12 protein-coding genes are annotated in these 12,474 nt (G+C 62.8%); 8 read left to right on the plus strand and 4 right to left on the minus strand.

Going from position 1 to position 12,474, the window contains the following annotated elements; all coding sequences use genetic code 11:
- Positions 1 to 81: 81 nt before the first annotated feature.
- Genes folP through folK form a run of 3 tightly spaced genes read left to right on the plus strand, consistent with a single transcriptional unit; the run spans position 82 to position 1,725 of the window.
- Positions 82 to 897, plus strand: a complete 816-nt coding sequence (folP, locus tag AB4Y97_RS03455) for a dihydropteroate synthase (protein WP_441997604.1) — start codon at positions 82 to 84, stop codon at positions 895 to 897.
- Positions 894 to 1,262 (plus strand): dihydroneopterin aldolase, encoded by a 369-nt coding sequence (gene folB / locus AB4Y97_RS03460; protein ID WP_441997605.1) that lies wholly within the window; start codon positions 894 to 896, stop codon positions 1,260 to 1,262. Before folP ends, folB begins: the two co-directional genes overlap by 4 nt.
- The gene (folK, locus tag AB4Y97_RS03465; RefSeq protein ID WP_441997606.1) at positions 1,255 to 1,725 is read left to right on the plus strand and encodes a 2-amino-4-hydroxy-6-hydroxymethyldihydropteridine diphosphokinase; all 471 of its coding nucleotides are present in this window, start codon (positions 1,255 to 1,257) and stop codon (positions 1,723 to 1,725) included. The genes folB and folK overlap by 8 nt, the downstream gene beginning before the upstream one ends.
- A 59-nt stretch (positions 1,726 to 1,784) precedes the next feature.
- Here the strand turns inward: folK and AB4Y97_RS03470 are convergent, their stop codons facing one another.
- The gene (locus AB4Y97_RS03470; protein ID WP_441997607.1) at positions 1,785 to 2,882 is read right to left on the minus strand and encodes an NADH:flavin oxidoreductase; all 1,098 of its coding nucleotides are present in this window, start codon (positions 2,880 to 2,882) and stop codon (positions 1,785 to 1,787) included.
- A gap of 187 nt (positions 2,883 to 3,069) precedes the next feature.
- Here AB4Y97_RS03470 and AB4Y97_RS03475 point away from each other — a divergent pair, with 187 nt between their 5' ends.
- On the plus strand, positions 3,070 to 3,954 hold the full coding sequence (locus tag AB4Y97_RS03475; RefSeq protein ID WP_441997608.1) for an NAD(P)-dependent oxidoreductase: 885 nt from the start codon (positions 3,070 to 3,072) through the stop codon (positions 3,952 to 3,954).
- A 27-nt stretch (positions 3,955 to 3,981) separates the two neighbouring features.
- Here AB4Y97_RS03475 and AB4Y97_RS03480 read toward each other — a convergent pair whose 3' ends face one another.
- Together AB4Y97_RS03480 and AB4Y97_RS03485 are read right to left on the minus strand one after the other, a co-directional pair.
- A complete protein-coding gene (locus AB4Y97_RS03480) occupies positions 3,982 to 6,441 on the minus strand; it encodes a putative bifunctional diguanylate cyclase/phosphodiesterase (RefSeq protein WP_441997609.1) in 2,460 nt (819 codons plus the stop codon).
- A 21-nt stretch (positions 6,442 to 6,462) separates the two neighbouring features.
- A complete protein-coding gene (locus tag AB4Y97_RS03485; protein WP_441997610.1) occupies positions 6,463 to 6,972 on the minus strand; it encodes a molybdopterin-dependent oxidoreductase in 510 nt (169 codons plus the stop codon).
- A 215-nt stretch (positions 6,973 to 7,187) separates the two neighbouring features.
- Here AB4Y97_RS03485 and folE point away from each other — a divergent pair, with 215 nt between their 5' ends.
- Entirely contained in the window at positions 7,188 to 7,862 is a 675-nt protein-coding gene (gene folE, locus AB4Y97_RS03490) for a GTP cyclohydrolase I (RefSeq protein WP_441997611.1), read from the plus strand.
- A gap of 35 nt (positions 7,863 to 7,897) precedes the next feature.
- The gene (locus tag AB4Y97_RS03495) at positions 7,898 to 8,401 is read left to right on the plus strand and encodes a 6-pyruvoyl trahydropterin synthase family protein (RefSeq protein WP_441997612.1); all 504 of its coding nucleotides are present in this window, start codon (positions 7,898 to 7,900) and stop codon (positions 8,399 to 8,401) included.
- 81 nt (positions 8,402 to 8,482) lie between these two features.
- Here AB4Y97_RS03495 and AB4Y97_RS03500 read toward each other — a convergent pair whose 3' ends face one another.
- Positions 8,483 to 9,304, minus strand: coding sequence for a MipA/OmpV family protein (locus tag AB4Y97_RS03500; RefSeq protein ID WP_441997613.1), 822 nt, complete (start codon positions 9,302 to 9,304; stop codon positions 8,483 to 8,485).
- 340 nt (positions 9,305 to 9,644) lie between these two features.
- On the opposite strand from AB4Y97_RS03500, the gene AB4Y97_RS03505 reads away from it, so the two are divergent.
- Together AB4Y97_RS03505 and AB4Y97_RS03510 are read left to right on the plus strand one after the other, a co-directional pair.
- The gene (locus AB4Y97_RS03505) at positions 9,645 to 11,465 is read left to right on the plus strand and encodes a heavy metal translocating P-type ATPase (RefSeq protein WP_441997614.1); all 1,821 of its coding nucleotides are present in this window, start codon (positions 9,645 to 9,647) and stop codon (positions 11,463 to 11,465) included.
- Between the two features lie 80 nt (positions 11,466 to 11,545).
- Positions 11,546 to 12,454 carry a Gfo/Idh/MocA family protein gene (locus AB4Y97_RS03510; protein ID WP_441997615.1) on the plus strand — a complete coding sequence of 303 codons (909 nt, stop codon included), beginning with the start codon at positions 11,546 to 11,548 and terminating at the stop codon, positions 12,452 to 12,454.
- Positions 12,455 to 12,474 lie beyond the last annotated feature (20 nt).

Below are 12,474 nucleotides of genomic sequence, written 5' to 3' on the forward strand. Positions count from 1 at the left end.
GCGCTCTCCCTCCGCATTTTGTGTCGACTCGGCCGCCGAATTGCTGAAGAAGGGGGAATTTCCGGAGCCCTGACCAAGCGAATGACTGGACCTCTGATCGACCTCGGCACGCGCACCCTCGTCATGGGCGTTCTGAACGTCACGCCGGACTCTTTCTCGGATGGAGGACTCTTCGCCGACCCGGAAGAGGCTGTTCGGCATGCCTGCGACATGGTGCAGGCGGGAGCCGACATCATCGATATCGGAGGCGAATCCACGCGCCCCGGCTACACGCCGGTAAGCCCCGAGGAAGAACAGAGGCGGGTCATCCCGATCATCCGCGAGGTTGCGTCCAAAGTCGACGTCCCACTCTCCATCGATACCTACCGGGCAGCGACGGCGCGCGCCGCAATCCTGGCCGGGGCCGCCATCGTAAACGACATCTGGGGCCTGCAGCACGATCCCGACATGGCCGCGGTCGTTGCCGAGTTTTCCGTTCCGGTGGTCGTGATGCACAACCGCACGCAGGTCGACCCCAACCTCGATATCGTCGTGGACATGCAACGGTTCTTCGAACGCTCGTTGTCGCTGGCGCGAGAGGCGGGCGTCCCGGATCGGCATGTCATCCTCGATCCGGGTATCGGCTTCGGCAAGACGGCCGAGCAGAACATGGATGTTCTGCGCCGTCTGGAAGAGGTAAAGGCACTCGGCTTTCCGGTGCTCGTCGGGGCATCCCGCAAATCGTTTCTCGGCCGCTTCTACGATCCGCCGGTGCCCCCGCGCGAGCGATTGTTCGGTTCCCTTGCCGCGCATGTCATTGCCATCGGCAAGGGCACCGACATCATCCGCGTCCACGATGTCAAGGCTCATGTGGAAGCATGCCGGGTGGCGGACGCCCTGGTGCGAGGAATGCCATGACAGATACGATCATCATCTCCCGCCTGGCGGTCTACGCTCATCATGGCGTGCATGCGGAAGAGGAACGACTGGGGCAGCGTTTTTACGTGACGCTGCATTGCTCGCTCGATCTCAGGCCGGCCGGGCTCAGCGACGATTACGGCCTGTCGGTCTGCTACGGGAGCCTGGCCGAGCTGGTGAACGAGATCGCGACGACGAGGCGCTTTCGCATCATCGAGGGGCTGGCCGAGGCCATTGCTGCCGGCGTGCTTGAAAAGTTCAAGCTCGTCACGGCGGTGACCGTGCGGGTGGAGAAACCAGAAGCGCCCGTTCCCTTCATCATGGATGGCGTGGCGGTCGAGATCACGCGGCTCCGGGATGCCTGAAGTCAGCCTGAGCCTCGGCAGCAATGTCGGCGACAAGCAGGCCAATCTTGCGCGCGCCATCGCGATTCTTGCGGAACGCGGTGTCATGATCCTCGCGCGTTCGGCCGATTACCGGAGCGAACCGTGGGGACCGGTTGCGCAGGATTGGTTCGTGAATGCCTGCGTATTGGCGGAAACCGAACTCGCACCGGAGGCCTTGCTTTCCCTCTGCCTGGACGTGGAACGGGAACTGGGGCGCACGCGCGAGGTCCGGTGGGGACCGCGGATCATCGACATCGATATTCTGACCTACGGCGATTGTGAGGTGAACGGCCCTCCGCTGACGATCCCGCATCCTCATATGCTGGAGCGGGCTTTTGTCCTTGTGCCCCTGGCCGAGATCGCGCCCTGGTTGAGCGTGGGCGGACAGCCGATTGCGCGGGCCCTCGCTGCCTTGAACCAAGAAGGTATCTCCCGTCTTTAGCGAGGCGAAGCCACGGCCGGCTGTTGCACGATCCCGATGAGAGAGGCCAGGCTTCGATCCTAGTAGAGCGTTGCTAGCGCCTCGCGCGTGAAGTCGCGCAGTTGCTCGGGGCGGTTCTGGCGAATCTTCGTGGCCCATTCGGGATCAGAGAGGACCGCACGGCCCACGGCGACGAGATCGAAATCGCCGCGGTCCATCCGACGCAGCAATTCATCGAGGGAACTCGGATGGGAGCTTTCGCCCTGGAAGGCGGCGATGAATTCCCCCGACAGACCGACGGAGCCGACGGTGATGGTCGCCTTGCCGGTCAGCTTCTTCGCCCAGCCGGCGAAGTTCAGGTCCGAGCCTTCGAATTCCGGCTGCCAGAAGCGCCGCTGGGAGCAATGGAAAATATCCACGCCAGCTTCGGCCAACGGCTTCAGCCAAGCCTCCATCTCCTCGGGAGTCTTGGCGAGCTTGACGGCGAAATCCTGCTGTTTCCACTGCGACAATCTCAGGATGATCGGGAAATCCCCACCGATTGCGGCGCGCACCGCCTTGACGATCTCGGCGGCGAAGCGGCTGCGCTCGGGCAAGGTTGCGCCGCCGAACTTGTCGGTTCGCTTGTTGGTGCCTGCCCAGAAGAACTGGTCGATCAGGTAGCCATGCGCCCCGTGAAGCTCGACCGCGTCGAAGCCGAGGCGTTTCGCATCGCCCGCCGCGCGCGCGAAGGCGGCGATCGTGTCGGCGATGTCGCTCTCCGTCATTTCCACGCCGCCCTTCTCACCCGGCACGACGAGACCGGACGGGCCCTCGAAAGGCGCCGGCGGCGTCCAGCCGGAATCGTGCTTGTGCATGACGCCCATATGCCAGAGCTGCGGCGCCATCGCTCCGCCATCCGCATGCACCTCGTCGATCACCCTCTTCCAGCCCTCGAGTGCCTTGTCACCGTAGAAATGCGGGACATTCGGATCATTCGACGAGGCAGGCCGGTCCACGACCGTTCCTTCCGAGACGATCAGGCCGACCTGACGCGCGCGACGGCGGTAATAGGCGGCAACCTCGGGTGTCGGCACGCCTCCCGGCGAGAACGATCGCGTCATGGGGGCCATGACGATGCGGTTCTTCAGATTCAGAGATTTCAGGCTGAAGGGGCGGAAAAGGATGTCCACATTCATGGGTCTCGTCCATTCATCGCGTGGCGGATAAAGCCGGAGAAAGCTCTCGAAGCGCCAGGGAAACTAATACATCCGCGATGGAAACGATCTGATGCGGATCAGGTTGCAGGGCACCTGGCTCTTGTGGAGCCCCTTGGCAGAGGCGAAGCCCGCCATAGCTGGTAGTGCTTTATCGGGAACAACGGGCATGGATATCGGCTTTCTTGGGCTTGGCCATATGGGCCGGGCCATGGCGGCGAACCTGGTCAAAGCGGGACACCGGGTGCGCGTCTGGAACCGCTCCCGCCCACCGATCGAAGCCCTGGTCGCACAGGGAGCCGTTGCGGCTAATGACCCCGGCGAGGCGTTCCAAGGCGACGCGGTCATCTCCATGCTTGCGGACGATGCCGCCTTGCGCGCCGTCCTGACCGATGGGGGATTGCTGACGAGAAGCGTCAAGCCTGCGGTTCATGTCAGCATGGCGACCATTTCTGTCGCCTTCGCCCGGGAACTGGCGGAGGCCCATGCCAGGGCCGGGATCGCCTTCCTATCCGCTCCCGTCTTCGGACGTCCCGATGTCGCTGCGGCGGGCCAGCTCCAGATCGTCTGCGCGGGCGAGGAAGCTGCCACCGCGCAGGTCCGGCCGCTGCTCGACGTTCTGGGGCAAAGGATATGGCCGGTGGGCCGGGAACCGCATCAGGCGAATGCGGTGAAACTTGCGGGCAATTTCATGCTCGCCGCCGCCATCGAGGCCATGGGAGAAGCCTCGGCCCTGGTCCGAGCCTATGGGGTCGAGGCGTCCGATCTGCTGAACATCCTGACCAACACATTGTTCGCCTCACCGGTCTACAAGGGCTATGGCGGCCTGATCTCCGAAAACCGTTACGAGCCGCCAGGATTCAAGCTCGCGCTCGGGGCCAAGGATATTCGCCTTGTCCTGGCGGCCGGAGACGATGCGCGGGTTCCGCTGCCGACGGCGAGCGTCCTGCATGACAGCCTGCTCGAAGCTCTCGCATATGGCGACGGCGACAAGGATCTGGCTGCCCTCGCCCGCGTCGCCGCCCGACGCGCCAGACAGGACGAGCCCGCCTGAGCGCAACCCCATCGCGGGGAAGCGGGTTCAAACGGCGACTTTGGCCTTCTCGGCCGTGGTTTTCTCGGCGATGTCGAGCGAGTGAACAAGTTCCTTCGCCGGCTTGGGACGTCCGAAATAATAGCCCTGGACTTCATTGCAGCCGGCAGCACGGAGCTGCTGGAACTGGTCTTCCGTTTCCACGCCCTCGGCAACGGTGATCATTCCGAGGCTTGCGCCAAGGCTCGTGATCGATTGAACGATCGCAAGGCAATCTGCCCGCGAGGACAATCCCTGTACGAAGGACTGGTCGATCTTGATCTTGTCGAACGGAAAGCTGCGCAGATAGCTCAGGGAAGAATAGCCCGTGCCGAAATCGTCCATGGCGATGCGCACGCCGAGATGACGCAGCTGATGAAGCGTAGCCAGAGTCGTATCGTTGTCCTGGAGCAAAACCGACTCGGTGATTTCCAGCTCCAACCGTATGGGAGACAGGCCCGAGCGCGCGAGAGCCTGTCTCACGCATTGCACGAGGCCCTTGTTCCTGAACTGCACCGGCGAGAGATTGACCGCGACCTTGACGGAAGCCGGCCACTTCGCCGCCTCCCTGCAGGCCTCCTCGATCACCCATTCGCCGAGCGGCGAGATCAGCCCGATATCCTCGGCCACCGGGATGAACTCCCCCGGAGAGACGATACCCCGCTCGGGATGACGCCAGCGCAAAAGCGCCTCATAGCCGCTGATCTGCTCTTTGCGAATGTCGACCTGCGGCTGATAGAAAAGCTCGAACTCGCGGTTCACGAGGGCCTTGCGCAAATCGACTTCGAGAACACGCCTCGCCTGCAGCTCCGCATCCATTTCCGGCTCGAAGAATCGGAACGTGCCGCGTCCGACGGCTTTGGCCCGGTAAAGTGCCAGATCCGCATGCTTGAGGAGCTGGTCCGGCGTCATGCTGCCTTCCGGTGCGAGCGCGATGCCGACGCTGGTGCCGATGACGATCTCCTGCCCATCGATTTCGTAAGGCGCCCCGAGTGATTCGACGATGCGCATGGCGAGCACCGCACAATCATGCGGCTCGCTGACCGCCACCTGCAGCACCGCGAATTCATCCCCGCCAAGACGCGCCACCACATCGCCCTCGCGCACGCAGGCCCGAAGCCGTTGGGCGACAACCTTCAGAAGCGAATCGCCGGTCTCGTGGCCCAGGGTATCGTTCACATCCTTGAAACGATCGAGATCGAGGCAGAGTACCGCAAGGCTGGCATCGCTGCGTTGGGCATGGGCCAGGGCCCGCTCCATTTGCTCTCGAAACAGCACCCTGTTGGCGAGATCCGTCAGGGCATCGTGATGGGCCATGTAGGCGATCTGAGATTCCGCCTGGCGCCGCTCCGTGATGTCCTCGTAGGTAGCGACCCAGCCGCCGCTGCTCATGGGTTGATGCGAGACGGCGATCGTGCGCCCGCCGGGTTGCCCCTGGATGAACGTGGCGCTGCGTCGGTTGTGGATCAACTCCTGCTGCTCGGCGCAGATCTGCCGCAAGGCAGCCGCGCCCTCCCGGCCTCGCGCATCCGCATGGCTGATGAGCTCGCCCAACGTGGCACCCGGCTGAACCGTCCTCTCCAGCTCGAAGAGTTGCGCGAAGCGCGCGTTGAACACGATGATCCGTCCGGCGGAATCCACCATGCACAGACCATGGGACATGTTGTTGAGGGCGGTATCGAACCGCTCGTTCTGGGTGCGGAGCTCGAGTTCCTGGATCTGCAGCACCTCGTTCTGATGCTGAAGCTCTACATAGGCATTGTTGAGCGCCTTGTTGGCATGCTTTAGCTCGTCGGAGGTCCGCTGCAGGTTCTCGGCAAGGAAACGCAGCTCGTGATGCGCGCGGGTGAGCAGGCGGTTATGCCAGCCGAGAAGGCCGAGCAGGATGAAGCCGCAGATGACGAGGCCGGCCGCCACGCTCGAGAAGAGCCAATGCAGGCGGATCAACTCATGCTGGTCCTGCGTGACGCGCTCCGCCCCGTAATGGTTCGCGGCGGAGGCAAGCCCCGTGATCTTGGTTTCGAGCGGCTTGAGAAGCGCAAGCGTTCTCTCGGCATTGCCCGGTTGATCGAGTTGCTGGACCAGAGGCCCTGCCGCCGCCAGCACCCCGGTCAGGAGCCGAACGGTGTTCTGGCGCTCAGGATCGCGCCTGACGAAGTCCTGAAATTCTCCGTCGTTCAGAAGCTTCACCCGGCTGAGCAGAATATCGAAACGCAGCTCGACCTCATTCTTGTCGACACCGCTTCTCGGCACGCTGAATGCGCTCAAACGCTGTTCGAGCCGCGTGAATTCGGATACCGCCTGGCTCGCGAGCCAGGAGGTATTGTAGCGGGAGACCAGTTTCAAAGCCTCCTGACGCTCGACGACGAGGCTTGAAATATAGGCAGCCGAAAGAAGGAAGCAGCCGATGACGACGGCGAGCGCCAACTTGAGGATGCGCAGCGACAATGACGATCCGTCGGAGCTCATCGGTAGTGCTCGCCCGCCTTTTTACTTCACGACGATCTTGGCAACCTGCCAGACGGCACGGCCATAGAAGGTCTGACTCTTCAACGTGGGATTGCTGTCAAAGGGGTAGATGACGAAAAGCGGCCCCTTGTCCTTCACCGGCATGTACTCGCCATTGCGCTTGAGCGCGAGAATGACGTTGTATTTTGCGAAATCCTCCATCGGAATCTCACTGCTGTAGTCGTTCAGCGCAACGACGCCCACACGCTCTCCCGAAGCACCGACCAGTTTCATCAGCTTGTCGAGTAAGACGCCCTCGAACTTGACCGGGCCGGTATACCACGGCGTGGTGGTTTCGACGGTCACCAGCCCGAGCGCTTCCAGCATCGGGCGGTCGAACTGGGCCTCGCCGTCCTTGTTGGTCGTGCTGATCTTGCCCGAAATCGTCAGAATCGGCTTCTCGGTCGGAACCGGAAGCGGATCGGCGTGCGCAACGCTTGCCGACACGAGGCCGAACAGAACGACGAAAGCCCCCACGAAATTTTGTTTCATTCTTCTTATGGACATTTTTTCTCCGTTTCTGTCTTGGAACCAGATATGCGACCCTATAATTTTACTTAAAAATCCTAACAATGGTTCAATGTTAATTTTAATATCAACAAAAACAGGTTATATCCAGATCTAAGCGTCTTGTGTCGACTACGTAATATTTGATGCTACGTTAGGAGATAGGACGGCAACTGAAAAACAAAAATAGTAGGCAAATCATGAACTTCCATACGCGAGAGGTGAAGCTTTCCCGGCTTTGCAACGAAGCCCTGAGCGAACCCCTCGATGAGGCCGAAAAGGCCGCCATGATTGCCGCCGCCGCCCAGAAGGTGGAGGAGCTGTTCGATATTCTTTGCATTGACCATGAGAACGATCACAACACCCGCGAGACGCCGATGCGCGTCGCGAAGATGTATGTCGAGGAGATTCTCGAAGGTCGTTATACGGCTCCGCCGCGCATCACCGAATTCGATAACGCCCAGGCCTACGACCAGCTGATCGTAACCGGGCCGATCGAGCTGCGCTCCATGTGCGCGCATCATCTCATGCCGATCTACGGCGCTGCCTATATCGGAATCCTCCCCGCCGCCGACGGGAAGATCATCGGGCTGTCGAAATACGACCGGATCGTCGAGCATTTCGCCTCCCGCCTTCAGATCCAGGAGGAACTGGTCAAGCAGATCGGCCAGTACATCGTCGACATGACCAAGCCGCGTGGCCTCGCCGTGCGGATCAGCGCCGTGCATATGTGCAAGACGCAAAGGGGCGTGCGCGCGAGCCGCCGCAGCCGCATGGTCAACACCTATTACTGGGGCGACATGGCGGAAAATGCGGAGATGAAGCGCGAATTCCTGGACGAGTGCGTCGCACTTGATCGCGGAAATGCGGAATAGGCCCTGAGCCAGGACAGAACCAGGAATCAGCGCAAATGAACATGCCCGTTGCCATGACCACCCTCGACCCTGGCGCTGAACCTATGGTTCGCGAAATTTATCGATCGACAAAGACCTACGATCACAACGAGGGCCTGTCCTGCTGCTTCCGGCAATGGCGCGCCACTCACTCCCATTGCCGCCTGATCCATGGCTACGCCCTGGCCTTCAGATTCGTGTTCGCCACGCACGAGCTCGACGAGCGCAACTGGTGCTTCGATTTCGGCGGGCTGAAGCCGGTGAAGGAATGGCTGAAGTATATGTTCGACCACACGATGCTCGTGGCCGAGGACGATCCCGAGCTGACGCGGTTCGAAACCATGCACCGTGACGGCCTGGTCGATCTGCGCGTGCTGCCATCGGTGGGATGCGAAGCGACCGCCAAATATGTCTACGATTACGTCGCTGCCTATGCCCATGCCCAGACCGGAGGTCGGGTCTGGCTGGAGAGCGTCGAAGTGAAGGAGCATAGCGGCAACTCGGCGATCTATTCCCGCTGAAACCGCCACGTCCCGTCAATCGAAAGAGGCAGGCCGGGGCCGTCCAGCCTGCCTCTTTTTATGAGCCCCCGATCCGCTTTATCAGCGTCCGGTGCCAAACGAATAGGAGACGGTGAGGCCGAGGCCGACCTGGTTCTCGGAGCCGAACCGCTTGACGATCGGGCTGTCGGCGGCATCGCCCACCAGACGCTTGTAGGTCACATAGGCGGTCGTCGACCATTGCTCCGACCAGTTGTAGCTGACACCCGCGGTCGCGCCGACCGAGGTGACGCCGCCGGAGGGCTTGTAAGGCGTGACCTGGCCGTTGAGTGCCGCCTCGAATGGCGTCACGCCGAAATAGGTTTCCATGAACTCGCTGTCGCCCAGCGCCAGACGCGGGCCGACGGACACGGTGAAGGCGCCGAGTGTCTGCACGAGGTCGAGGCCGAGATCGGCGACGAAGCCCCGATGTCCGTTGACGCCATGCCGGAGCTCGGCGCGGGCACGCAGGAACGCGACCGGCCAATATTCGACGAAAACGCCGGGCTCCACGGCCCAGTCGATCTTTTCGAGACCAAACAGGCGGCGGTCGTCCTTGAGATAGCGCCCGCCCTGGAAACGGCCGACGACACCGAAGCGAACCGCCGAATCCTCGAGAAAGGAGAAGCTCAAGCCATCGTCGGGAGCGCTGAAGCGTTCCTGCGTTCCGGCCCGGCGGAAGCTCAAGGACGGAAAGCCGAACACGCTGAAATCATCCGCGCCGGGATAGGACGGGCCGACCTTGAGGTTACCCTTCACGGTCACGATCCAGCCCGCAGGGACAATAGGCTCGGGAGAGAAGAGGAGATCCGCAGCCTGAACCGGAACCGCCGCCGAACCGACGGCGAAGAACGTGACAAGTGCGAGAGATTTCGAAAAACGCATAACGCTTCCTGCAGCAGGCTGGGAAATGTCGTCCTGACCTCGAAACGTGCCGAAGGTCAAGCAACGTCAGGGTGAGCGCTCGCCTTACCATACGTAAAATACATGATCGACCGCCGATCGACGCAGGCGAGACGGATTCGACAATCTATCGCCCGGTGTATCCGGCACGAAACAGGTCTACACTTCTTCCCGGTCTCCGGCGTCTCAAGTTTTTGTCCTACGGCTCGCGGAATTGCCGATGCATGATCCCAAGGGAAGTTCTCCGAAGCATCCTTCATCGGTCGCACTCGCGCCTTCGCCTTCAGCGGCCCCGGCTTCGCTGCAAGACCTGCAGCGGCGTGTGCGCCCTGTCCTGGTGGCGGTGCCGGCCGTCGGGCTTCTTCTGGGGTTCCTGGCCTCCCTGTCGGGATTCAAGGCGTGGCCGGAATGGATCTGGGCCGCAGCGACGGTCCCGGTCCTTGCCGCGCTCCTTATCGAAATCGTCGCCAGTCTGCGGCGGGGCGATGTGGGTCTCGACATCGTCGCCGCCCTGTCCATGTCCGGCGCCCTGGCCCTGGGCGAAAATCTCGCCGCCGTGGTGGTCGCGCTCATGTATGCGGGCGGGCAATATCTGGAAAGCTATGCCGAGCGCCGGGCCAATCGTGAGATGACGGCCCTGCTCTCCCGCGTGCCGCACACCGCCATGCGTTACACTGACGACCGTCTCGAAGAGATCGCCCTCGATGCCGTTTATCCGGGAGACAGGCTGCTGGTGCGCCGGGGAGAGATCGTCCCGGTTGACGGGTCCGTCGCAAGCGGCGTTGCCGTCCTCGATCAATCGGCCCTGACGGGCGAGGCGATTCCGGTGCAGCTGCAGGCGGGCGAGACGGTGATGAGCGGCTCGACCAATGCGGGTGATGCTTTCGACCTGTCGGCGTCTCGCCGGGCCGGAGAAAGCACCTATGCGGGCATCATCCGCCTCGTCGAGGCGGCCCAGCGCTCGAAAGCGCCGATGGCCCGCCTCGCCGACCGGTTTGCCCTAGTGTTTCTCGCCGTCACCGTTCTACTCGCAGGAGGAGCCTGGCTTGCAACCGGCGACCCGGTCCGTGCTCTTGCCGTGCTCGTCATTGCGACCCCGTGCCCGCTCATCCTCGCGGTCCCTGTCGCCATCGTCTCGGGCGTTTCCCGGGCGGCGAAGGCCGGCATTCTGGTCAAGGGCGGCAAGGCGCTTGAAGCGATGGCGCGCGTGCGCAGCCTCGTCATCGACAAGACCGGGACACTGACCTACGGACAGGCCCATGTGACCGGGGTGCATCCGGTGGCGATGACGGGGGAGGAGCTTCTGGCGCTTGCGGCCTCCCTCGATCAGGCCTCCAAGCATGTCATCGCCCAAGCTCTTGTGCGGGAGGCGCGCCAGCGCGGCCTCGATCTCGCCGTCCCCACAGCAGTGGTGGAAAGCCCGGGAGAAGGCCTCGAAGGCATCGTGAAGGGCAGGTTCGTTGTGGTCGGCGGCCCCCGTTTCGTCGCGCAGAGGGTGCCGGAGGTAAAGGCGGCCCTGCATGACGGGCCGCGCCAAGCCGGATCGGTCCGGGTCGCCATTGCCGTCGATGGCCGCTTTGCGGGCAGCCTGACCCTGGCCGATGAATTGCGCGCCGGTACCGCCCGTCTGCTCGACGATCTGCGCGCACTGGGAATCGAACGGTTCGTACTTGCGACCGGCGACCGGCGCGAGGTCGCCGAGGCCGTCACCGCAGGCCTGCCTTTCGATGTGATCCACGCGGAGCTGACCCCGGATCGGAAGATCGCCGTCGTAGCGGCAGAGAGACCGCAGGGGCCCGTGATGATGATCGGCGACGGGGTCAACGACGCCCCGGCTCTGGCCGCCGCCGATCTCGGGGTCGCCATGGGTGCGAAAGGAGCTGCCGCCTCTGCGGAAGCGGCCGATGTGGTGCTGCTGGTGGATCGACTCGACCGCATCGTCTCGGGCGTTAGCATTGCCCGCCGCTCCCGCGATATCGCCCTGCAGAGCGTCTACGCCGGGATCGGCCTGTCCTTCCTCGGCATGATCGTAGCGGCTTTCGGCTATCTCACCCCGATCGAGGGCGCCCTGATTCAGGAAGGGATCGACGTGGCGGTGATCCTGAATGCGCTACGGGCGCTGCGCGGAGGCGCGGAGGCGTAAGCCGAACAAAGAGTGTTCCTGACTCGACCTCCGCATACCGGGTGTCTATACGCGCTCACCACAAGGATGAGGGCATCGCAATGACACATGGCATCGGCGTTCTGGGGCTCGGCATCATCGGCCGCCGGATGATCGGGGAGTTCAAGGCCAATCCGCAATTCGAGGTGATCGCCGGATACGATCCGAGCCCGGTCGAAATCGACGTGCCGCGCGCAAAAAACGTTCAAGACCTGATTGCCGACCCGGCCATCGATTGCATCTACGTCGCCACGCCGCCTGCGACCCATGAGGAACTCGTCCGCGCCGTAGCCGATGCGGGCAAGGCGATCTTCTGCGAGAAGCCGCTCTCCGCCTCGCCCGCCTCCGCGAAGGCCTGCGTCGAGGCCACGCTCAATGCGGGCGTGCCCTCCGCCGTGAACTTCCCTTTCGCGACGGCTCCCGCTGCCTTGCGGCTGAAGGAACTCATCGAGACCGGGGCGCTGGGAGACGATCTCTCGGCGCAGCTCAAGGTCCGGTTCAAGACCTGGCCGCGCGGCTGGCAGCACGGCGCGGCGGGATGGCTCGCGGGCCCCGAACAGGGCGGATTCACTCGCGAGGTCGTATCCCACTTCATCTTTCTGGCGCTGCGCCTCTTCGGCCTCGCCAGGCTGATCGAGAAGAAAGTAGAGCGCGGCCCTTCGGGCGCAGAGACGCGCATGGAGGCGACTTTGCAGTTCGCTCGTTGCCGCCTGACCATCGACGGCGCGGTGGAGGGTGAGATCGACGATTTCAACCAGTTCGAAGTCAAGGGCTCGAAGGGCTCCGCCATCATGAGCGACTGGTACCGCCTGCGTCATGCCAGCGGTGATATCGAACGCTCGTCGTCGGCCGGCAACCAGATCGCGGAACTCGCAAGGCTTCTCGACGGAGAACCCTGCCGCCTTGCGACCTTTCAGGAAGCGGCAGCCGTGGTCGATATCGTCGAAGGCATTCTGTCGGAAAAAGGCTAAGGCATTTTCTGCCGCAAAGG

The sequence above is a fragment of the Microvirga sp. 2TAF3 genome (assembly GCF_052114965.1).
Taxonomy (GTDB): domain Bacteria; phylum Pseudomonadota; class Alphaproteobacteria; order Rhizobiales; family Beijerinckiaceae; genus Microvirga.